Origin of the sequence: Catenovulum sp. 2E275 (assembly GCF_025515275.1) — a bacterium.
Classification (GTDB): Bacteria; Pseudomonadota; Gammaproteobacteria; order Enterobacterales; family Alteromonadaceae; genus Catenovulum.
Genome location: NZ_JAOPFU010000054.1, coordinates 1 through 22,918 on the forward strand (window position 1 = coordinate 1; position 22,918 = coordinate 22,918).

General features: G+C 39.0%; 15 protein-coding genes. 5 read left to right on the plus strand and 10 right to left on the minus strand.

What is annotated here, in order from left to right:
- Positions 1-88: 88 nt before the first annotated feature.
- From N7931_RS17110 to N7931_RS17125, 4 genes are read right to left on the minus strand one after another with little or no spacing between them, the layout of a single operon-like run.
- Positions 89-1,837, minus strand: a complete 1,749-nt coding sequence (locus N7931_RS17110) for a glycoside hydrolase 43 family protein (protein ID WP_262795562.1) — start codon at positions 1,835-1,837, stop codon at positions 89-91.
- 50 nt (positions 1,838-1,887) lie between these two features.
- Entirely contained in the window at positions 1,888-2,652 is a 765-nt protein-coding gene (locus tag N7931_RS17115) for an SDR family oxidoreductase (protein WP_262795563.1), read from the minus strand.
- A gap of 35 nt (positions 2,653-2,687) precedes the next feature.
- On the minus strand, positions 2,688-3,584 hold the full coding sequence (locus N7931_RS17120; RefSeq protein WP_262795564.1) for an ROK family protein: 897 nt from the start codon (positions 3,582-3,584) through the stop codon (positions 2,688-2,690).
- A complete protein-coding gene (locus N7931_RS17125) occupies positions 3,581-4,801 on the minus strand; it encodes a glycoside hydrolase family 88 protein (RefSeq protein ID WP_262795565.1) in 1,221 nt (406 codons plus the stop codon). The genes N7931_RS17120 and N7931_RS17125 overlap by 4 nt, the downstream gene beginning before the upstream one ends.
- Before the next feature lie 491 nt (positions 4,802-5,292).
- Between N7931_RS17125 and dctP the strand changes: the two genes are divergently transcribed.
- Positions 5,293-6,258 (plus strand): TRAP transporter substrate-binding protein DctP, encoded by a 966-nt coding sequence (dctP, locus tag N7931_RS17130; RefSeq protein WP_262795566.1) that lies wholly within the window; start codon positions 5,293-5,295, stop codon positions 6,256-6,258.
- Positions 6,259-6,270: 12 nt separating this feature from the next.
- Complete coding sequence (locus tag N7931_RS17135) at positions 6,271-8,193, plus strand: TRAP transporter large permease subunit (protein WP_262795567.1); 1,923 nt, start codon at positions 6,271-6,273, stop codon at positions 8,191-8,193.
- A gap of 175 nt (positions 8,194-8,368) precedes the next feature.
- Here N7931_RS17135 and ycaO read toward each other — a convergent pair whose 3' ends face one another.
- From ycaO to N7931_RS17155, 4 genes are all read right to left on the minus strand, one after another.
- Positions 8,369-10,111, minus strand: coding sequence for a 30S ribosomal protein S12 methylthiotransferase accessory factor YcaO (gene ycaO, locus N7931_RS17140; RefSeq protein WP_262795568.1), 1,743 nt, complete (start codon positions 10,109-10,111; stop codon positions 8,369-8,371).
- 262 nt (positions 10,112-10,373) lie between these two features.
- Positions 10,374-10,631 carry a DUF3862 domain-containing protein gene (locus N7931_RS17145; protein ID WP_262795569.1) on the minus strand — a complete coding sequence of 86 codons (258 nt, stop codon included), beginning with the start codon at positions 10,629-10,631 and terminating at the stop codon, positions 10,374-10,376.
- Positions 10,632-10,859: 228 nt separating this feature from the next.
- A complete protein-coding gene (gene tpx, locus N7931_RS17150; protein ID WP_262795570.1) occupies positions 10,860-11,354 on the minus strand; it encodes a thiol peroxidase in 495 nt (164 codons plus the stop codon).
- Between the two features lie 121 nt (positions 11,355-11,475).
- Positions 11,476-12,537 (minus strand): LacI family DNA-binding transcriptional regulator, encoded by a 1,062-nt coding sequence (locus tag N7931_RS17155; RefSeq protein ID WP_262795571.1) that lies wholly within the window; start codon positions 12,535-12,537, stop codon positions 11,476-11,478.
- Positions 12,538-12,928: 391 nt separating this feature from the next.
- Here N7931_RS17155 and nagK point away from each other — a divergent pair, with 391 nt between their 5' ends.
- Genes nagK through nagA form a run of 3 tightly spaced genes read left to right on the plus strand, consistent with a single transcriptional unit; the run spans position 12,929 to position 15,978 of the window.
- Entirely contained in the window at positions 12,929-13,819 is an 891-nt protein-coding gene (nagK, locus tag N7931_RS17160) for an N-acetylglucosamine kinase (protein WP_262795572.1), read from the plus strand.
- 9 nt (positions 13,820-13,828) lie between these two features.
- Complete coding sequence (gene nagB-II, locus N7931_RS17165) at positions 13,829-14,827, plus strand: glucosamine-6-phosphate deaminase NagB-II (protein WP_262795573.1); 999 nt, start codon at positions 13,829-13,831, stop codon at positions 14,825-14,827.
- Positions 14,827-15,978 (plus strand): N-acetylglucosamine-6-phosphate deacetylase, encoded by a 1,152-nt coding sequence (gene nagA, locus N7931_RS17170; protein ID WP_316250592.1) that lies wholly within the window; start codon positions 14,827-14,829, stop codon positions 15,976-15,978. The genes nagB-II and nagA overlap by 1 nt, the downstream gene beginning before the upstream one ends.
- Positions 15,979-16,105: 127 nt before the next feature.
- Here nagA and N7931_RS17175 read toward each other — a convergent pair whose 3' ends face one another.
- Both N7931_RS17175 and N7931_RS17180 read right to left on the minus strand, forming a co-directional pair.
- A complete protein-coding gene (locus N7931_RS17175) occupies positions 16,106-16,735 on the minus strand; it encodes a hypothetical protein (RefSeq protein ID WP_262795574.1) in 630 nt (209 codons plus the stop codon).
- Positions 16,735-22,851: an Ig-like domain-containing protein gene (locus N7931_RS17180; protein ID WP_262795575.1), complete on the minus strand. Its 6,117-nt coding sequence runs from the start codon at positions 22,849-22,851 to the stop codon at positions 16,735-16,737. Before N7931_RS17180 ends, N7931_RS17175 begins: the two co-directional genes overlap by 1 nt.
- Between the last annotated feature and the right edge of the window lie 67 nt (positions 22,852-22,918).

Consider the following 22,918-nt stretch of genomic DNA (forward strand, 5'->3'; position numbering starts at 1 on the left):
CCATCCATGGGGTCGTATTGCAAGTGAATTTAACGCAGTACCCGCGAAAAAAGGCCGTTTGAAACATATTCATTAAACCGAATTGAGGTTATTTAATGACTTTAAAAAACTCAAAATCTGAATAACCTACAGTGGTTGATACATACGCAGGAGTATTACTGCTAGCCTGTGCAAATAACCCAATTTTAGTGCCAACCCAGCGCCCTTGTTCAGCGATAATCGGGCTACCTAATGCGTGGTAATCCTGCCCGTTTAAGCTATAAAAATATTGCACTTTTGCCCGATAAGAACGCAACATAGAGTCAAAATAAGCGGGGTAATCCGGCTCATGTTCGGTCACAACCACTGGCTCTACTTTCATTTTTAAATAAACCGCACGCTCAATTTTAACAGGCGCAGTTAAAACATTTTCGTCTGCAAATTCATGCGCTTCAGGTCGGTTAACTCTAACTAGGCGAAGTCCATCGGTCGTGTTTTCTAACCCAATCCAGCTGTAACCATAACCTAAGACTAATAAACCAGCGCGTTCACCAACCCGTTTTGGCTGCATTTCCAGTTTGGTGATTGCTGAAAATGCCATCCCCGGTAATTTTTGGGTTAATAAATTGCCTGCTTGCCATAAATTTTCAGATGACGAAACCGATTTTAAACGCAATTTGCCTTTAACCGATGTATCAACCCAATCAGCTCTTGGTAGCGCACTCCACTGCCAGCTTAAATTAAAACCATTATCAAAATCGTCATTCACCACGGGTGTTGTCACTGGCTGCTTGGCGACATTAGGTTTTTGGTACTGCCAGACAGGCTCGCCGTATGCTTCATTTCCCTGACGTTTGCCAATCAAAGGCCAGCCATTTTTTTGCCACTGCATAGGCTGTAAAAATACTCGTCGACCGTATGAATCTGTATCCTGAAAATGCAAAAACCAATCTTCACCAGATTCGGTGGTTACCCAAGCGCCCTGATGCGGCCCGTTAATATCGGTGCTGCCCTGATCCATCACTTGTCTGGCCTGATAAGGGCCATTTATATTTTTTGCGCGAAATACGCCCTGCCAACCGGCTTTTACCGAGCCAGCCGGTGCAAAAATATAATAATATTCACCACGCTTATAAAGCTTGGGGCCTTCTATCGTAAACCACGGCATATCACCCTGTGAGGTTTTTACTTTTGGATAGTCAGCGCCGTTAATAATAATTTTTGGCTCGCCGTAAGTTTTTTTGCCATCGGCAGAGAGTTTTTTTAGCTCAATAATATTGTGTTTGCCTGAGCGCGAATTGGCATAGGCATAAGCTAAATAGCCTTGTCCGTCTTCATCCCAAAATGGAGCCGGATCTATTAACCCTAAAGTATCATCCACTAATACCGGCTCACTCCAAGGGCCACTGGCCGATTTAGCGGTAACAACATACGTGCCCCAATCTGGATCAGCGTAATAAATCATGAACTGATTATTATGGTAACGAATGGTCGGTGCCCATACCCCGCCGCCATGACGCGGTGCTGAAAAATGTTCAGCTTTTGGCGGTATAGGCAAGGCATAGCTCACGACAGACCAGTTCACCAAATCTTTTGAATGTAAAACAGGTAAGCCGGGGACAAAACCAAAACTGGACGAAGTTAAATAAAAATCGTCGCCAACTCTAACCACATCTGGATCAGAATAATCGCCATTTAAAACAGGGTTTTGATATTTGCCATTGCCTAAATCAGGTTGCCAAATCCCCTGATTATCGGTTGTCACTGGCCGTATTTTAGCTGGCTCGGATGTATAAGCCGATGTACTAAGCAGCACCGCAGCTAAACTAATATATTTTGAAATTGTGAGTATTTTCATTGTCTTAATCACTTTTATTTGATTAGGATTTAGAGTTAAATCAAGTAAAATTAGCGCGCTAACCAGCCACCATCAACCGCCAGAATATGACCGTTAACATAATCACTGGCTTGACTGGCTAAAAATAAAGCAGCGCCGAGCAATTGTTCTGGCTGCCCCCATTGACCTGCCGGAATACGCTTTTTAATTTCCTGATTCCGCTCAGCGTTGTCGCGTAAAGCCTGCGTATTATCAGTCGCAAAATAGCCCGGAGCGATGGCATTTACCTGAATATGATTAATCGCCCACTCGTTGGCCAACGCTTTAGTTAAACCGGCAATTGCATGTTTGCTGGCGGTATAAGCCGGCACGGTTAAACCGCCGGTGTAAGACAACATAGAAGCGATATTTATGATTTTTCCGCCGCCATTCGCCAGCATTTGTTTACCTATTATCTGGCTTAATAAAAAAGCTGAATTTAAATTTACATCGATTACTTTTTGAAATTCAGCAAAAGGATAATCCGTCGCAGGATAACGCGAAATAGTTCCGCCGTTATTAATCAACACATCAATTTTGCCAAACATTGCCAGCGCGTTAACCGCCATTTTTTCAACTGCGGTATGATCCGATAAATCGGCAAATACTTCGCCCGCACTTGCGCCCAAAGCGTTAATTTCAGCCAGCGTTTGTGCTGCTCCACCAGCGGTTGAGCTGGCACAAATCACTTTTGCACCAGCTTTGGCAAACCCTAAAGCAAGTGCTTTACCAATGCCACGGCTTGCGCCTGTAATAAGTACCACTTTACCGCTAACTGAAAATAAATCCTGAGTCATATTGCACCTAAATAACTAGTTTAAAAAATAAGGGGTTAATCACATAACCGAGCCGCACCGCGCACCCCTGAAGAGTCGCCCCAAACCGGCGGTAGTATTTTTCCATGCCAGCTATCGGCATATACAAATTGCTCAACCAAGGCGGGTAAAGCGGTATATAAAGATTGCAGGTTTGATAAACCGCCGCCTAATACAATCACATCCGGGTCAACCACATTACAAATGCTGGCAATAGCCCGTGCAAGTCGATTAGTTAAAGCTGAAATTTCATAAACTGCGGCAGATTCACCCTGTGCGGCTAATTCGACAATTTCTTTGCCGGTTTTAATTTGTTTGGTTCTGGCCTGATAACAACGGCTTAAACCACTGCCTGAAATCCATTGCTCCAAACACCCCATTTTGCCGCAATAGCATTCTGGCCCGCCATTTAGTTCCTGAAAATTAGGCCAAGGCAACGAGTTATGCCCCCACTCGGCAGCAATGCCGTTAGCACCTTCGACCAGCTTGGTGTTAACCACAATCCCGCCGCCGCAGCCAGTGCCTAAAATAATCCCGCAAACCACATTTTTGCCTTTGCCTGCTCCGTCAAATGCTTCTGATAACGCAAAACAATTTGCATCGTTAGCAATTTTTACTTTACGGTTAAGTGCAGATTCAATATCGGCCTGTACATCTTTGCCGTTCATATACAACCGGTTGGAGTTACGTAATTTACCAGTTACAGTAGAAACTGAACCCGGCATACAAATGCCAACCGCTAAACCACTGCCGTGCCGCATTTCAATATCAGTGACTAAACCACGGATCGTATTTAAGGCTTCGGAATAATTATCTGGCGTATTTGCTCTGACTCTTTGTAAAAATTCACCATGCTGATCCAGCGCAGCAGCCTCAATTTTAGAGCCGCCAAAATCAATACCAATTCTAATCACCAGTACGGCTCCCAAATTTGCTCAAGACGAACCAAAGCTTCCATATAAAAATAATCACCCCAAGTGCAGTAATCATCTACCCCAATATTTTTAGGTTTATGGTAAACCGCATGTTTTAACAAACCTGTCCCCGGTACATTAGAATCACAGCTATAGTTTTCAATTAAGCTCGCCATAATGGCTTTTGCGGCTATCAGATAAGTCTCTCGGTCGGGGTCTTGTAATGGCAGGTATTTAACTAATTCAAGCAAACCGCATACAGCAATCGCAGCCGCTGAAGAATCTCGCGGTTCATCGCCTTGGGTAAAATCTAAGTCCCAGTAACACACTAAATCATCCGGCAAGCGGTTTAAAAAATAATTGCTCACCCGACAGGCCTGTTCGATTAAGGCCGGAGCAGGATAATAGCGATATACAAACGGAAAGCCGGAAATACCCCAAGCCTGCCCACGCGCCCAACAAGAATCATCGGCGTGTCCCTGATGGGTTGCGCCATATTTACCTTCGCCCGTTACAGTATCAATAAAATAAGTATGGAAAGTAGAGGCATTATCGCGGATTAAATATTTAAGCGCTTTACGAATGTGGCAATTTGCCGCCTCTTTATATTTAGCGTCACCGGTTTGTTCGCTAGCCCAATATAAAATGGGTAAATTTAAATTACAGTCAATGATCATACGTCCGGCTTCGGCCGGATCATTTAAATGACCCCAAGCTTGAATAATGCCACCACTTTCGATGTATCTTTCGTATAAACAATCGGCCGATTGAAGCGCTGCTTGTTTTGCGGTTTCATCACCAACAATTTTATGGCCTGCAACACAAGACAATAAATATAAAAAGCCATGATCATGATGATCAACTTCAATCCGGTTATCTATTCTGTGTTTGTACGACGGAATTTGCGCTAATGCAGCCTCTAAAAATGGTTTGTCACCCGATAACTGATACGCCAGCCAGAGTTGACCACTCCAAAAACCACTGGTCCATTCAACATTATCTATTTTTTTATAAATGCCGTTTTCAGCAGCTGGTTCAGGATATTGGTCTTTAAAATACTCAATATTCTGCGCTACTTTTTTCAGCACTGTCGCTTTAGCTTGTGCTAACAACGACTGGCTTAGCGGTTTTGCATTTAAGAATTTATCTTGATTTAACAAATCTTCTCTTATTATGCTTTGCCCCACATCGGCAGACGTTTCTCTAAAGTTTGACATAACCACTCCAAATAAATTTAAGCAACAAACCGCAACTCAAACATAACGGCTTGTTGCTTATCCAAAATGCGCTTGGAAAACAAAAACAACAAAATGATATCGATACCAAATGAATTTGTAAAGAAGATTTTATAATTGTAATCAAAAAACATTCAATTCCCTAAATTGGGTACGATCAGAGTAATAAAACCATCAATAAATAAATTAATAATTCATTATTTTTCAGATTATTAGTCAAATAAACGCGATTTTAAGCGGTTAGCTCAATAATCAATTTACCTATTCACTCAAATTAATTTTAGACTATTTTATTGCTTTAAGTTGAAATAACTTCATAAAATGTTATCGTTACCCAATCAATGAAATTTAATTTATTTACACTATTAACAAGTCAGCGCTTTAATTTAACTACAATTGGGTAACGCTGAAATTTGCAGAGTTTTTAAATAATGAACCTAACTAAAAGCTGTTTAAGTTTGTGCTTATATTTGTTGAGCTGCGTTATTTGGCAAACCGCTCAGGCAAATGATAAACCGGTTAAAACCTTTAAAATTGTCACAGATATTCAAGCCGACGGCACTGCCGGAAAACTCATTGCTGAGTTTGTCAAAAATGTAGAACAAAAAACCAATCATCAAATTCGTTTTAAAGTGTTTCACGGCGGCGTATTAGGCGATCAACTGCAATATTTTCAGCATATTCAGCGTGGTGTTATTGATATAGGTTTAATTAACAGTGCCTCAATTGAGTCGGTTATTCCGGCTTTAGGGGTGATGAATATGCCTTATTTATTCCGTTCAGTTGAAGAATATCGCAAGGTAATGAATAACCAGCAGGTACGTCAGGCTTTATTTGATTCATCCCAAAAACATAGATTTACATTTTTAGGCTATTTAAGCAGTGATTTCAGAAGCATTTATGCAACAACTCCCATCCGCAACCGAGCAGATTTATCAAGCTTACGTTTGCGTACTATTTCAAGTCCAACTTATATGCAAATGCTGGCAAGTTTTGGCGCTGTGCCAACTGCAATGCCATTTGGAGAGCTTTATTCTGCCATGCAACAAGGCGTAGTAGATGGGGCTGAAGGTGGGATCGCCGGTATTTATCAGGCAAAGTTTAGTGATGTCGCAAAATATGTACTGCTAACAGAACATACCCGTTTAACTGATTTTGTGATTGCCAGTAGTCAGTTTCAAAACAGCCTAACGGCAACAGAAAAACAAATTATTGAGCAGGAATTTGCCAAAATCAGCAATAAGTCGATTGAATTTGCTGAACAAAATGAACGGATTAATAAACAAAAATTAATTGAAGAAGAAAATGTGACTTTTTATCCGGTCGATAAAGATGAATTTATTGCCAGAGTAAAACCGCTTTATAGCGCAGCGTTAACTGACCCTGACAAAGCGAATCTGCTTAACACCATTTTTAAAATAGAAAACCGTTCTTTTTAACGAGAAGTATTTATGCAAAATCCAAATTCTGTCAGTGCTGAAACGGTTATCACACCAGCACAAAACAAGTTTAATCAGTGGCTTAATAAGCCGCTGCAATATTTTTTAGTGATATTACTGGCTGCAATGGCAATTGCAATTACTTATCAAATCACATCAAGATTTATCTTTAATTCGCCAAGTAAATATACTCAGGAATTTTTACGTTACGCCCTAATTTGGCTTGGGCTAATTGGCGGCGGCTACTGTTTTATCGTTAGCAGACACTTAAATTTACCTATTTTAATTGAAAAATCATCCGCTAAAACCGCAGCCCGACTTGAGCTATTTAATGCAAGTATTACCTTAATTTTCGGTTTGCTATTTTTGATTGCCGGTTTGCAATCTTATTTTGATAACCAACAAATGAAAACCGCGATGTTTCAAATTCCGGTGGGGGTATTGCAGCTTGGCATGGCGCTTAGTGGCTTAATGATTATTGCCTCTCAATTTGGTGAGTTAAGTAAATTACTCAAACGACAAAATACCAACTCAGTCGATTTTTTATTGGTGTTATTTATCTCTGTTTTAGTTGGTTGTTTAATTTGGTTGTTTGCCCGCTCAAGTTTATTCAGCTATTTGGTAAGTTATCATTTAGAGCTGTTTTCTTTATTTGTTTTGTTTGCGGTATTTTTTGTATTTTTAATTTTGGGTACACCCATTGCGATTGGGCTGGCATTTTCGGGTTTATTTACCCTTGCTTTACAGGTGGATTTTGCCCCGTTAATCCCAACCGCCGGACAAACCATTTTTAACGGTTTAGACAGTTTTGGCTTTTTAGCCCTGCCGTTTTTTATTTTAGCGGGCAGCATAATGAATCAAACCGGTTTAGCCAGAAGACTCATTGATTTAGCTATGTTAATTGGCGGAAAAGTGCCCGGCAGTTTATGGCAATCAAATGTGGTTGCTAATGCATTATTTGGTACTTTATCCGGCTCAGGCATCGCTTCAGCTTCAGCTATTGGCGGTATTATTAATCCGGTAGCCAAAGAAAAAAATTATGATATGCCAATGACAGCCGCAGTTAACGCCGCATCCGCCCCTTGCGGTATGCTCATTCCTCCATCTGGCGCATTAATTGTTTATTCGCTCATTACTGGCGGCAGCGCCTCGATTATTTCGTTATTTATTGCCGGTTATATTCCGGGCATGATCATGGCGTTTGCGGTGATGATCTCCGCTTATTTTTATGCCAAAAAACAAGGCTACCAAGCAGAGGAAAATAAAACCAGCAGTGCCCAAAAGTTTGCTATTTTAAATCGGGCATTACCGAGTTTATTATTAGTTTTTATTGTGATTGGTGGGATTTTAGGCGGATTATTTACTGCAATTGAAGGCTCAGGGGTAGCCGTAATTTATAGCTTATTATTAGCGCTGCTTTACCGTTCGCTCAGTGTTAAAGCTTTATTTAATATCTTTTTAGAAACCGCCATTGTCTCCGGCGTAATTCTCTTTTTAATCGCCTGTTCAGGCATGATGAGTTGGACAATGACATTTGCTTCAATTCCAGATACTGTCGGCCAGCTATTAACCGGCCTTAGCGATAATAAGTATCTGGTTTTACTGTTAATTGTTGCAGTATTGCTAGTTGTTGGCGTATTTATGGATATGTCACCGGCCATGTTGATTTTTACCCCGATATTTTTTCCGGTTGTGACCGGATTAGGTGTCGATCCAGTTCATTTCGGGATTATTTTGGTTTATGCCCTCGCTTTAGGTGTTGTCACCCCACCAGTTGGCACTGTGTTGTTTGTCGCCTGTAGCATTTCTAACCAAAAAATATCAGCGGTAATTAAGCCGTTAATGCCTATATTTTTATTACAGTTAATAGGGCTGTTATTAATTACTTTTATCCCAGCCTTGAGTTTAGCTTTACCCAATTTATTTAGGTTATAGTAGTCTGGAATATATTGATAGCAGCTTATAGAGGGTTGCTCTTTCTTAACTATTATTTTCCCATCAATTTAATGGTTTATTCAAAATATCATACATAAAAGAGCCTAAGAAACCCTGAATATTCAGGGCTTCTTAGATTCATTAATTTATATCAACTCGGCTTATTTCAAAATGATTATGACCAGTTGCTCGCTTTGGCTGCTTGTAACTTTTTATAACCTGCTAATAATTTTTGATGAGTATTAAACCCAGCTAAACTTAATCCCGGACAATGTAAACCGTGGAATTTAACTTTTGCTTCAACCATATCCAAACATAATTGAGTTAACGCCTCACCATACATTAAACCTAATGATTTAAGATAAGGGGCATATTCGCGGTTATCGTCCCATTTTATTTCTAACAAGGCTTGTAAACAGCGATACTTACGAGTGTTTTCTTCGTTTAACTGATCTAAATGTAAACACCAGTTTACCCAGTCAATTGCACGCTCATCTTGCATTGCCATTGCAATTAATGCTTTTAACTCACCTAAACGCATATCCGCCCAAAGTGTACCGGCATCCGGTGCTAAGCCAATAAATTCAGCGGCGGCTAATGCATCGTTATAACCACCCTCTTCTAAACCATCAAATACTTCGGCCAGTTCTTCATCGTCTAATTCTGGTAGAGTTAAAAATGCTTCGCGGAATAGCGCACCATCGTTATTGTTATTCCATAAAATCTCATCTACCGGATAAATATCTGACATGCCAGGCACTAAAATACGGCAGGCATACACATCTAAATGACGATAATCTGAAATATAAATATCAAACCCAAGCTGATGAATAATATCCACTAACGCTTGGTATTCAGTTGCTGTGTCTGAGTCAAAATCCCAGTCGGCAAATTCATAATCGGCTTGGTCTTTAAAAAAGTCATAAGAAATCAAACCACTAGAGTCAATAAAATGTAACTCGATATTATGTGCCGATGCGATTTCTTCTTCATCAAAACTGGCTGGTTGGAATACATTAAGCTGATCTAAACTGCGTCCCTGTAGTAATTCGGTCACGGTACGCTCAAGTGCAACTTCAAAACTTGGATGCGCACCAAATGAGGCAAATACACTACCATCTACCGGATTAATTAAAGTCACGCTCATAACCGGATACTTTCCGCCTAATGAAGCATCAGCAATACGTAAATGAAAACCGTGGCTTTCTAATTCCTGACATGCCGCTTCAATTTGAGGAAAACGCGCTAGTACCTCTTTTGGAACTTCCGGTAAACAAATGCCTTCAGCAATAATTTTATTTTTTACATAACGCTCAAATACTTCCGATAACCCCTGAACTCTCGCTTCGTTTTGCGTATTACCAGCCGACATACCATTACTAACAAATACATTAGCGATAACATTAATTGGAATATAAATGTCTTTACCGTCACGTACTCTATGATAAGGCGCGGCACAAATTCCGCGTTCACCCGCGCCAGAGTTCCAGTCAAAAATTTGCGCTGGGCTTAACTCACGGTTTGGATCAAAATGATCCCAAAGGCTTTCATCCATTAAACCTTCCGGCATATTTTCACCATCGTGGTCAAACCATTTTTCATTTGGGTAATGAACAAATTCAGCGTTACCAATTTCTTCACCTAAATAAAAATCAGCAAAAAAGTAGTTACAGCTTAAACGCTCAAAATATTCACCTAATGCACTGGCTAAACAAGCTTTTGCGGTTGCCCCTTTACCATTGGTAAACATTAAGCCACAAGTTGGATCTTTAATATGAACTGAATAACAGTTAGCAACCGGATTTAACCAGGATGCTTCTTCAACTTCAAAACCATGCTTTTTTAACTTTGCATGCATGGTATCAATGGATGTTTCAAGTGCAGAATCTTTGCCTTTGATAAAGGTTTGTTCAGTCATATTTCCCTCTGGAATTAATTGGTGCAAACTCAGGTGTGCGAACTAAAAAATATGCGCCTATTATGGACAAGTTTTTCAGAATTACCATGCCAAGATGCGATAAATATACCTAAGCCAATTAAAGATACTGCTTTCTGAGCAACCAAAACGTTTTTAGTACAAGGTATGTAAATAAAAGGGCAATCATTGAAGAGACAATAAATTAAGATAAGTTAAAAAGAAGCCGGATAAGCTGACCATAAAACTTATCCTGAAAACGAAATTATTGAATGTTAGTTTGGGCGGTTAGCGTGGCTTTGTTATTTACAAATGCAATTTTAATATTTTTATGAGAATCACCCCAGACACATTGTTTGGTCTCATCAATTAAGATACATTCTGTCGGCTCACCTAAAATGTCATGAACTTGTTGAATATCCATGCCGGCTTTAACTTGCTGATAATTTGCAGCCGTTAGTTTGCTACAACCTGCAATGGCAGATGCGACTATCGCAAAAATAGCAAATATCCTTAATAACATTGTAAAACCTCATTCTATTTTTATTAGAATCCCGAACCCGAATTAAGATACCTCAAAGTTAAACAATTGTTAAATAAAAATTAACTTAATTTTATTTTTTGTAGAAAAGTTCACATTGTAAAAAGGCAATTATAAGAAAAGAAGATAATAAAAATAAGTATAATCAATTGAAATTTATAAAAATAGTGACAGTGAACACTGCCACTTTATGCTTTAGAATTCGCTAGATTATAAGCTAGCCAAAGCAGCTTGATAATTTGGCTCATCTGCCGTTTCAGCAACTTGCTCGTTATAAATAACTTTGCCGTCTTCATCAATTACCACGACGCTACGTGAATATAAGCCAGCTAACGGGCCTGTAGAAAAAGTTAAGCCATAATCCTGACCAAAAGATGATCTAAAGCCAGAGCCAGCTTCAACATTCTCAATGCCTTCTGCACCACAAAAACGACCTAATGCAAATGGTAAATCTGCTGATACACATAATACTTTCGTATTTTCAAATGCAGCCGCTTGCTCGTTAAATTTACGCACAGAGGTTGCACAAGTTGGAGTATCAACCGACGGGAAAATATTTAAAACTAATTTTTTGCCTTTGTAATCAGCTAATGATACTTCAGATAAATCTGACTTAACTAATGTAAAATTAGGGGCTTGACTACCTACTTGTGGTAAATCACCTACAGTTTCAATTGGATTGCCTTTTAATGTAACACTTGCCATGCTTTCGCTCCTTGGTTAATAGTTTAAGGACAATACTATTCTGGTTAATACTCTCTACTAGATTGTGACTAACTAGCTAAAGTTCAAGTCGGATTTAATTTTTTTGAGAATAATGACTCATTTACTGCTTTGTTTGGCCCGTTTTAAATTGATTTTTGATAATCGAATATGAAGTTGATTCACGCACAACGAGCTTAGGTTCAAATACAATACTATTTATTGAGTTTTCATTTTTATTATTTGGCTTAAAGGTTTGAAGTAATAGCTCAGCGGCTTGGCTCGCAATTTGTCTGGTTGGCTGGGCGGCTGTAGTTAATTTAGGCCAGGTTTGGCGCGAAAACGGGTTATCCTCAAATCCAGCAATGGCTAGATTTTTTGGTACATCTAACCCATTTAACCGCGCTGCAAATAAAGCGCCTGCGGCAATTTCATCATTACAGGCAAATACCGCTGTTGGCCTCTGCTCAAGAGCTAATATTTGTTCACAAGCTAGCACACCGGATTCAAATAAATATTCACCATCAATAACCCAGTCTAAGTTAATTCTAATTTTATATTGCTCAAGCGCATTCAAATAGCCACTAAGGCGCTGTTGAGTTGAAGAATGAGCTCGATCACCGCACAAAAAAGCAATTTTAGTATGGCCTTGTAGAATTAAATGCTCAGTGATCTGAAACGCTGCTTGTTTGTCATTAACCAATACACAAGGAGAAATGTTTTCAGGAGGTTTTTGGCCCGATAATATTCTCACAACTTTAATTTTTTGTGTATTAAGTAACCTAATTACATCTAACATTTCAGATAATGGAGGGGTTAAAACGACTCCAGATATCTGAGAATATTTTAACATTTCACTTAATTCTTCCAAAAAATCAGGGGATTTGCTATTAACCGGATAAATTAACAACTCAAAGTGATTATTTTTGCAAGTTTGTAAAATACCATTTTGCATATCAATAACATAATGAGCATTTGGATTATCATAAATATAACCCACTACATAAGATCGCTTACTAGCCAAATTACGTGCAGCTTGACTAGGTTGATAGTTCAACTCTGTGGCAGCTACTCTAACTTTATCAATTGTACTCTGTCGAACCCCAGACTCATTATTCATCACTCGGGAAACGGTTTTAATTGAAACACCAGCTAAGTTAGCAACATCGTTAATCGTTATTTTCATAAAACAAGATAATCATTTGGAAATATTTAATTTAGCTGAAATAAGCTCCGATACCTGTGTTACCTCAAGATACATGTGTTAGAGATATCACGGCACTTTCAATAGAAAACATATTAGTGAAGCATAAATGTAGGCACTTTTCAGGCTCAATATAACGCAGTAGTTGAAGCGCTGTAAAGTTTCCCAAGGCTCAAACTATGGGATGTTTGGTGCGGTCCCCAACTTGTCTGCTTTATGCATTTTCTCCAACTGTAATAAATCTTGAGAGTAATCCTAGTTTCTTTAATAAAATATTCTAATCCATATTGACACCGGTGTCATTAAAATGATTCAATAATGACAGCGCTGTCATTATTAAATGCAGTATAAAATTACTATAGGTGGAAATAACATGAGTGAAGAAATTTATGTAATAGGCATTGATGGTGGAGGAACACAGTGTCGTGCTCGTCTATATTCAACAAGAAGAGGGATTTTAGGTGCGGGCCTATCTGGCTCAGCAAACCCAACTCGGCACTTAGATACTGCAATTCACTCGATTATTGAAGCCAGTCACCGAGCTATTGAAAATGCAGGTTTAAGTCAGCTTAAATTATCTGATATCCATGCTGGTATGGGTATAGCAGGTATTAACTTAGCTCCTGTGTATAAACAAATGAGCAAGTGGGAGCACCCTTTTAAATCTTGCTTTTTGACTACCGATTTACATATTGCTTGCTTAGGTGCTCATAACCAGCCTGAAGGTGCTGTTATTATTGTTGGCACGGGTTCATCTGGCTTAGTCGTTAAGCCTTCAGAGAATATACTTATCGGTGGCCATGGATTTCCACTCGGTGATTATGGTAGCGGTGCTTGGATTGGATTTGAAGCTTTGCGTTATATTTTACGCTCTTTGGATGGTTTAGCAGATAAAACTGTTATGAGCGAAATCATTTTAAATTTTATAGGTTGCAAAAATGCGCTCCACTTGGCTGAAACTATGTTAACCGCCAAGCCAGTTGATTTTGCAAAACTAGCACCATTTGTATTTGAGGCAGCAGAAAGTCAGGATCTAGCTGCTTCTCATATAATTCAGCAAGGTGCAGATCAAATTTCTGCTTTAGCAAAAGAATTGTTAAGCCACAAACCAAGCCGTTTATCTATGATTGGGGGAATTTCCGCTCGGTTACGACCCTGGTTAGATAAAACAGTCTCAGCTCAAATACAACCAGCAATCTATCAGCCGGATTATGGCGCTGTAGTTTTTGCTTTAAATCAATTAGGTCTTTCATCTAAATTTTGAGGGTAAATTATGTCTAATACCATTATGGAAAAAGAAGCTCGTGAAACACCGCAGCTAATAAAAAATCAATTAATAAAGAACCAGAAACAAGCAGAGTTGTTAGGTGAAAACCTTCGTATTAAACCACCAAAGTTTGTTTACATCATTGGTCGGGGATCATCTGATCATGCAGGCGTATTCGCGAAATATTTAATAGAAATCGAAGCCGGTGTTTCCGTTTCGCATGCCGCTCCCTCTGTTGCCAGTGTCTACCATAAAAAGTTAGACTTAGCAGACACTTTAGTACTCGCTATTTCACAATCAGGTCGTAGCCCCGATATACTGGCTCAACTTGATATGGCAAAAAAAGCAGGCGCAACAACTGTAGCTTTAGTCAATGACGAAACATCACCATTGGCAACCAGTTGTGATTTTTTATTACCACTCGGTGCTGGTATTGAAGCGGCTGTAGCTGCAACTAAAAGCTATTTATGTACCCTATCGGCCATTTGCCAGCTAGTCGCTTACTGGCAGCAGGATAAACAATTAATTGAAAGCTTAAACCAATTACCGGAACATCTGCAAACCGTGATTGACTCTGCAACTCAACTGAGCACTTCACAATTTATTGAGATGAATAACTGTGTTGTACTTGGTCGTGGTTTAGGCTATGCAGTTTCACGAGAAATCGCACTTAAATTAAAAGAAGTTTGCTCTATTCATGCCGAAAGCTACAGCAGTGCGGAGTTTGTGCATGGTCCAATTGCTTTAGCCGGTAAAAAAATTCCCGCAATTGAGATTGATATTGACGATGAAAGCCGTGAAATACATCAAACCCAAATGCAGGATTTAGCCTCAAGAGGTTCAAATCTTATTCACCTAAATCAGGTGGTTATGGATTGTCATCCAAGACTTGCCCCTATTTTAGTATTACAAAAATTCTATGTAGATATTGCCACAGTTTCGGTTGAGCTTGGTTATAATCCCGATGCACCTTTAGGTTTAAATAAAGTTACCCGGACACAATAATGATGAAACAGCAATTTCGCCCCCAACAATTATTTGATGGTCAACAACTCCTTGGCAACCCACTTATAACAGTCGAAAATGGCCGTGTCAGCGCAATAGAGCTGAATAATAAAACAACACAGGCTATTGAGTTACAAGGCATGTTAAGCCCTGGATTTATTGATGTTCAGGTAAATGGTGGTGGCGGTTTGCTGTTTAATAATGCGCCCAACCTAAATACTCTCAAACAAATGAGTTATGCCCATAGTCAGTTTGGCTCCACTGGTATTATGCCAACTGTGATCACAGATGATATTGAAATTATGAAGCAAGCAGCCGATGCGGTTAGTCAGGCGATTTCAATTAACTTGCCGGGCATTTTAGGCATTCATTTTGAAGGGCCGCATTTATCTGTACCGAAAAAAGGTGTACACCCTCAAGCGCATATTCGGGCGATTTCGGCTGCTGAGTGGCAGGTGTTTGAGCGCAATGATTTAGGGATAAAAATGATCACCCTCGCCCCTGAGTGTGTCAGCCCAGATGATATCAAACACTTAAAATCATTAGGTTGGATTATTTGTTTAGGTCATTCAAATACCGATTTGCTAACTGCTCAAAATGCACTCAATGCCGGAGCTAACGGATTTACTCATTTATTTAATGCAATGTCGCCATTAACCAGTAGAGAACCGGGCATGGTTGGCGCGGCGTTAATGGCGGAACAAGCTTTTTGCGGCATTATTATCGACCATCACCATGTGCATCCTGAAATGGCTAAATTAGCCTTCAAACTTAAAGGCGCGGATAAACTAGCTCTGGTAACAGATGCTATGGCTTTAATCGGTAGCGATCAGAATTCATTTAGTTTATTTGGTGAAACCATTTATTTAAATCAGGATAAGTTAACCATTTTAACCGGCCAGCTTGCGGGTTCGCATTTATCGATGCAACAAGCAGTTAAAAATTGTGTTAATGATCTGCAATTGCCCTTATCTGATGTGTTAAAAATGGCGACGAGCACCCCAGCTCACTGGCTAAATCAATCACAAAAACTGGGCAAAATTGCAGTGGGTTATCCGGCAGATTGGGTTTTGCTTGACCAAGAGCTTAATGTAACTCAAAGTTGGTTTTCTGGAATTAACCGAGAGCAAACCTTTAAAATATATAGTTAATTCATAAAGTTCGATTATTAAAAAGCTTAGTTTTAATAAATTAGCCTATATCTACATAAAAGTATACGTACATACCAACTGTAAATTAAATACAACTTACAGTTGGCATTATCTTAATCACTAGACTCTAAAATTGATATGCGAGTTTAATAGATATATCACTAATATATTCACTGAGTATATAGCCACGATATTGACCCGATACTGACCAGTTTGAGGTTAGTTGATAACCACCCGACAAGCCAAAATAGCTTTCAGTGCCTCTTTCTTTAGATTTATATGTAGCACCAGAATCACTCTGGCTAATTATTACATTTTGCCAAATAACAGCACCGAGCTGTCCATTTAAAAACCAGTTATTATTTTCAAATAATATAGTTTCAGCACCGATTGTTACACCTTCAATTAAAACTGGCGCAACATTTTTTACAGTTTCATGGTATTGCTCTGGCGTATAACTATCAGCCTGAAGCGTAACACTACCCTCACCTAAGTCTATATAGCCTATTTTTAACTTAGCTAATTCAAAGTCATAACCAAACTCAATACCCCAACTTGAATCGCTTTTATCTGAATCAAGAATATCAACATGATTTTTCCCTAATTCGGTATTCGCTTGCCCAAGTGTGAATGACATACTATATGGCGCAGCAAGGCTAGAGAATGAGTAAAAACTCATCCCCATTAAAAGACTTAAAAATACCGGGCGATTTAAAACTTTCAATTGTTGTTTACCTTTCATTGTTTGCCCTTTCATTATTTTTGTCCTTTAGCTTGTTTATACTGACGTAACTTTTTGCGTGTAAAGATGGCACTAACTAAACCAAATAAGCCCCAAATACCTGTACTACCACCTGACGATTGGTTAGTAACTTTTATCACCTCAGGACCAGTAACTGTTACGTTCACAGAGCTATTAGCTTGACCACCTTGACCATCCGAAATGGTATAATTAATAGTATCTTCGCCAATATAATCTTTCGCATCATACATGAGTCGATTATTAACCACATTAACTGTTCCGTACATAGCTGCTGCTGAAGTGATAATTAAACTGTCACCATCAATATCAGAATCGTTTATTAATACATTAATCTCAACAGTTCGACTACCATCAATATTTAAGGTATCAATTTGAGCTATTGGATTTCGATTCGGTTTAATAGTAACTGAAACCTGAGCAGCATCTGTTCCACCTTTATTGTCTGTAATACCATACTGAATTAAATCATTTCCTGCATAATTTACATTTGGCGTATAGTTAATCGTATTATCAGCGTTGATTATAACTTCACCAAAACTTGCAGAGACACTCGTGATATTAATAATATCGCCATCCGCATCAGAATCATTATTTAATACATCAACAGTAACACTGGTATTCCAAGCTAACTGAGCTAGATCATTTTCTGCATTAGGAGGAATATTGCCTGTATTAATAACAGCGACCCCACCTGGATCGATAATAGAGCCATTTGCTAGGCCATCATTATCATTTGGACCACCGTCTTCTACAGTAAGTTGGACACACCAATGTCCTGGTGTTAGCCCCGCAATCCAACTAGCATCTCCCGGCGGTGGACAAATGCCTGGTTCACCTAAGCTAGAATGAATCAAGTTGTTGGTATCTTCAACAAACGTGTACCAACCCAAGCTATTGCTAAATTTACGATAGACAGCTCCTTCTGGAACTGGTGCAACCTGAGGCAATACTAGTTTATAGTTCTGCCCAGTTTGTGGAAGGCCATACGCAATGAAGTCAAATACACCACCGACATTATTCGCATCATTATCAGCACCTAATTGATTATCAACTTGTCCGTCATCTAATAATAATCCACCTGTTTGGCTAATAGCTGAAGTTGCACCTTTGCGTAAACAAATACCCGGTTCACCTTCAACTAAGAAACCATTTTGCTGATTAACTTGTTCCGGAATGACATTACAGTCGTTAATGGAGTCTAAATAATCTGGAATACCATCACCATCTTCATCAGCATAACCTTCTTGCTCATCAGGAATTAAATCTCCGTCTGAATCTTGTCCTGTTAAGGTGGTTAAACTAGCTTGTACATCAATATAAACAGTTTGTTTAGCGGTTAATCCCGCAGCATCTGTTGCTGTAAACTCAATTGGATAAACACCAACAGCAATATCCGCTGGCTCAAATTCAAAAATCATATCCTCTGAGCTTAAGTTATTAATGTTTTCACTTAACCAACTAGTGTTAAAACTATCATTTGGGTTTGGATCTGTAACCGAAGCAGTTATCTGAACTATCCCTTCACTTTGACTAACAGTGAGACGTTTTTGAGAGTTTTGACTCACAGATAAAGTCACATTAGGCGCTATATTTGATTCACTTACTCTAATTGTAGTACGGCTCGCAGCCCCTAAATTTAAACTATCATCTAATGTAATGATGATAGTTTCATCAACTTCAGTTTCGTTATCTGTAAATAACTCAAAGCTAATTTGAGCTTGTGTACCTGAAGTAATTTCTATCTCTGATTGTGAAAGTTCAAAATCAGTCCCATTTATAGCACTTCCACCCACTGAGAATGGAACAATAACAGGATATTCTGGTGCAGGGCCATTTAAAAAGACCTTAAGGTTAACAGTATTACCTTCGGTGAGTGTTTGATCTTTTCCAAGCGAAACGAGTGGGTGAATCGTAATATTTTGTTCAACCGTTGTTTGATTACCTGCACCATCAGTTGCCTGCCAATATACCTTATGTTTACCTGGTTTAAATAAAGTAGAACCATCCACTAAAGAGACTGGCAATGGGTTACCTAACGCATCAGTTGCCGTCGCAACCCCAAGATTAACTTTGGTAAATAGGGCGGTTGCATTAACTTCAACATCATTAGGAGCAGTCACAATAGGTGGCTGCCCTAATTGCGTCCCAGTAATTTGTAACTGAGCAACTGATTGAGCTCGCCCTTTATTTCCATCTCTTAAAGAATAGCTAAAACTGACATTACCAACAAAGTTTGCTGGTGCTTGATATAGTAATTGTCCACCACTAATAGTAACAGAACCGACACTTGCCTTGGCCCCTTCTAATATCAAAGCATCCCCGTCTATATCTGAATCATTAGCTAATACATCCAAAGTATATTGGTCATTGTCAGCTTTGATCATTGTAAAAGTATCAGGCTGAGCAGTTGGTAAGTCATTAACAGCATTAACTTTTAAATTAACTGTGTATTGAACTGATTCAGCTTCGCCATCAGATACAGTATAAATGAAACTATCGTCTCCATTAAAATTAGCATTAGGTTGATAATGCCAACCAAGACCTGATGCATTTAAAGTTCCGTTTTGAACATTTTGTTTTATTATTACTGACAAGCTATCGCTATCTATATCTGACAAGATAGGTTCAATAAATTGGCCTGAATCTTCATTTAGTATGAAAGTTAGACTCTGACCGACAGGAGCATCATTTACCGCATTCACATTTACGTTTACTAAAATACTATCGGATTCGATCCCATCACTTACCTGAATAATGAAGCTGTCGCTACCATTGAAATTAGGTTCAGGAGTATAGTGAACAGATGCATTAGCACCTTGGTTATTAATAGCAGCCAATCCATGTAGAGCTGCCGTTTGAACAGACCAAACCAAACTGTCATTATTTGCATCAGTTGCATCTAAAGATAAAACAAATGCTTGAGGTGAGGCATCTTCACTCATATTGACAGAAACTGATTCACCTTGCGTGATAACTGGTGCTTTTTGGTAAAGTTTTTCCACTGTATCAGTAATAACATTTGAATGATTGTTAGCCATATCCGTTAATGTTACTGATATTGTAAGTTTTCCTTCCACCAAACTACTGACATCAATACCTTCTATTAATTGACTTTCGGCCGAAACTAATCCACTGCCAGTAATTTCATTATTATTAATATCTCGAATGGTATATTGGTAAGTACTCCCTATTTCCCCTCCATTTAAAACAAAACTAGCTGAAGTATCATTAGTTAAATCGATTAAATTTTGGCTAATACCTACCTCAAAGTCTGCTGGATTAGTAGAGTCTTCGACAATACTAGATACATCAGTCAAGATTGATGTATTACCTGCTTTATCTTCTGCTTTAACAACATAGTTATGAGTCGCGTTGTCGGTTAATTCAACATCAATAGACCATTTACCATCAATGACTGAAGTGACAGTTAATGGCGTTTGTTCATCTGCTTGCCCATCATTGTCAGCATCTAAATAAAGCTGAATTTCAATATTATCTTCGGTATGAGTACCTTGAATAATGTAGTTATTAGCATTAATAGTGGTTATTGTTAATGGAGCCAATAAAATAGGCTGCTCAGGTGCTTGAGTGTCTACTTTCGAATTGACTTTATGCTCATTAGTAAAAGTTATATCCAGTGGGTTTTGAGCAGAATCCTCAACAGATCCAGAGTTAAGGTTTAAGCTATTGGCTACTATAACAATACCATCATCATCGTTATCACCAGCTTCAATTAAATATTGATAATGTAGGCTGTTTTGTGTTGCAGAAACAAAACCAGCCTGCTTAGTCACACTACCAATTTCTAAATCTAAAGTAGACTCAGCGGCGGCTACATTAACATCTTTAGTTAAGTTAACAGTGATATTAATTAGATCACCTGCATTAAAATCGCCTGACGTTACATCAAAACTAGCTATTTTAGGTAATTGAGTATCCTTTAAAACTGTCACTGTAGAATCTAAAGACGTATTGCCAGAACTATCAGTTTGGTTTGCACTAATAGTCAACTCTCCATCAGCTAAAGTAGATAAATCAATCTCTTGAGTTAATAGGCTCCAGTGACCTTCAGTATCAACAGTCACTTGTGTATTAACTGTAGAGTTATTCGTGGCATCCGTTACTGAGAGGTTGATATTAGCCCCTGATTCACCAGTACCAGTTACAATTACTGTATTTACCTCTTTAGCGTTAATGACATTATCGCCTTCAATAGGCGAAATAATGACTGGAGCATCAGGAATATTGTTATCTAATGTAATAGTTGACGTAGAGCTGCTCGAAGTATTTCCTGCTGAGTCAGTCTGAACAACGGTTACCGTTAAGGAGCCATTATTTAAGGCACTAATATCCAGCTCTTGAGTTGCTATTGTCCAGTTGCCACTCGCATCAGCTATAACTTGAGTTTGAACACCATCAATACTAATTAATAACGTTGCCCCTGGCTCTGCCCCGCTACCAGATATAAGAACTGTATCGTCTTCCCCAGCATTAACAACATTATCAATTTCAATAGGTGTTGTGATCTCAGGGCTACTTGGCGCCATATTATCTAAAGTGACAGTTGAACTCGCCACACTTGAGGTATTACCTGCCGCATCGGTCTGGGTTGCACTGATCGTTAAGCTGCCATTATTAAAACCACTCACATCAAATTCAGAGCCCGAAAGGGTCCAATTACCACTGCTATCGGATGTAACGGTTTTACTTAAGCTAGTCATATCACTAGATATAGTAACCGTGACATTGGTATTAGATTCCGCACCACTACCTGTAATTAAAACATCATTATCTTCCGCTGCATTAATATAGTTATCACCCTCTACAGGCGTACTAATAACCGGGGCACTTGGCGCTGTATTATCTAACGTCACCGTTGTGCTAGTCGCACTTGAGGTATTGCCTGCCGCATCAGTTTGAGTTGCACTGATCGTTAAGTTGCCATTATTAAAGCTACTCACATCAAACTCAGAGCCAGAAAGAGTCCAATTACCGCTACCATCTGCTGTTACTTGAGCTGATTCAGTATTGCTGCCATCTGTTATTTGAATACTTACAGTTGCATTAGTCTCAGCACCTGAGCCTGTAATTAATACATCATTATCTTCCGCTGCATTAATATAATTATCACCTTCAATTGGCGTTGTGATATCAACCGATGAAATCATGTTATCTAGAGTGACAGTTTCACTGACTGCTGATGAAATATTACCAGCAGTATCAGTTTGAGTAGCTGAAATAGTTAACTCTCCATTAGTTAACCCAGAAACATCGAGTTCATTACCAGATAAATTCCAGCTACCGTTACTATCCGCCGTAACTTGTGTGGTAATAGCGGCATTATTGGCTGTGTCAGTAATACTGATATTTAATTTAGCGCCCGATTCTGCAGTTCCACTTAAATAAACTGCTTCATCCTCAGAAGCATTAATAATATTGTCTGTGGCTATTGGATTAATAATAACAGGAGCACTTGGCGCTGAATTATCTAAAGTGATCTCTTGTTCTGCATTAGCTGATGTATTACCTGCACTATCGGTTTGATTCACAGTAACAGTTAATGAACCATTGTTTAATGCACTGATATCCAGCTCATTACTTTCAATGGTCCAGTCACCATTTGCATCAGATGTGGTTTCAATTGAAATACTATCAATGATAATTGTTAATTTAACATTTGCTTCTGCACCGCTGCCAGAAATTAAAACAGTATCGTCCTCACCTGCATTAACAATATTATCGATTTCAATAGGTGTTGTGATCACAGGAGTACTTGGCGCCGTATTATCCAAAGTGACAGTTGTGCTAGCAGCACTTGAGGTATTGCCTGCCGCATCAGTTTGGGTTGCACTGATCGTTAAGTTGCCATTATTAAAGCTACTCACATCAAACTCAGAGCCAGAAAGAGTCCAATTACCGCTACCACCTGCGGTCAATGTTTTACTTAAACTATTTGCGCCATCATGTATTATCACAGTAATACTGCCGCCAGACTCAGCGCCACTGCCGGTAATTAATACATCGTTATCTTCTGCACCATTTATAATGCCATCTATTTCTATTGGGGTGGTGATGCTTAGCTCTGATGGGGCTACATTATCTAAGCGCACTGTGGTATTGGCCGCTGTTGAGGTGTTACCCGCTGTGTCGGTTTGCGTTGCGCTAACCGTTAAATTG

Coding starts and splice junctions, on each gene's coding strand:
- N7931_RS17110 (WP_262795562.1), bottom strand. CDS start 1,837: ATGAAAATACTCACAATTTCAAAATATATTAGTTTAGCTGCGGTGCTG.
- N7931_RS17115 (WP_262795563.1), bottom strand. CDS start 2,652: ATGACTCAGGATTTATTTTCAGTTAGCGGTAAAGTGGTACTTATTACA.
- N7931_RS17125 (WP_262795565.1), bottom strand. CDS start 4,801: ATGTCAAACTTTAGAGAAACGTCTGCCGATGTGGGGCAAAGCATAATA.
- N7931_RS17135 (WP_262795567.1), top strand. CDS start 6,271: ATGCAAAATCCAAATTCTGTCAGTGCTGAAACGGTTATCACACCAGCA.
- ycaO (WP_262795568.1), bottom strand. CDS start 10,111: ATGACTGAACAAACCTTTATCAAAGGCAAAGATTCTGCACTTGAAACA.
- N7931_RS17145 (WP_262795569.1), bottom strand. CDS start 10,631: ATGTTATTAAGGATATTTGCTATTTTTGCGATAGTCGCATCTGCCATT.
- tpx (WP_262795570.1), bottom strand. CDS start 11,354: ATGGCAAGTGTTACATTAAAAGGCAATCCAATTGAAACTGTAGGTGAT.
- N7931_RS17155 (WP_262795571.1), bottom strand. CDS start 12,537: ATGAAAATAACGATTAACGATGTTGCTAACTTAGCTGGTGTTTCAATT.
- nagK (WP_262795572.1), top strand. CDS start 12,929: ATGAGTGAAGAAATTTATGTAATAGGCATTGATGGTGGAGGAACACAG.
- nagB-II (WP_262795573.1), top strand. CDS start 13,829: ATGTCTAATACCATTATGGAAAAAGAAGCTCGTGAAACACCGCAGCTA.
- nagA (WP_316250592.1), top strand. CDS start 14,827: ATGATGAAACAGCAATTTCGCCCCCAACAATTATTTGATGGTCAACAA.
- N7931_RS17175 (WP_262795574.1), bottom strand. CDS start 16,735: ATGAAAGGGCAAACAATGAAAGGTAAACAACAATTGAAAGTTTTAAAT.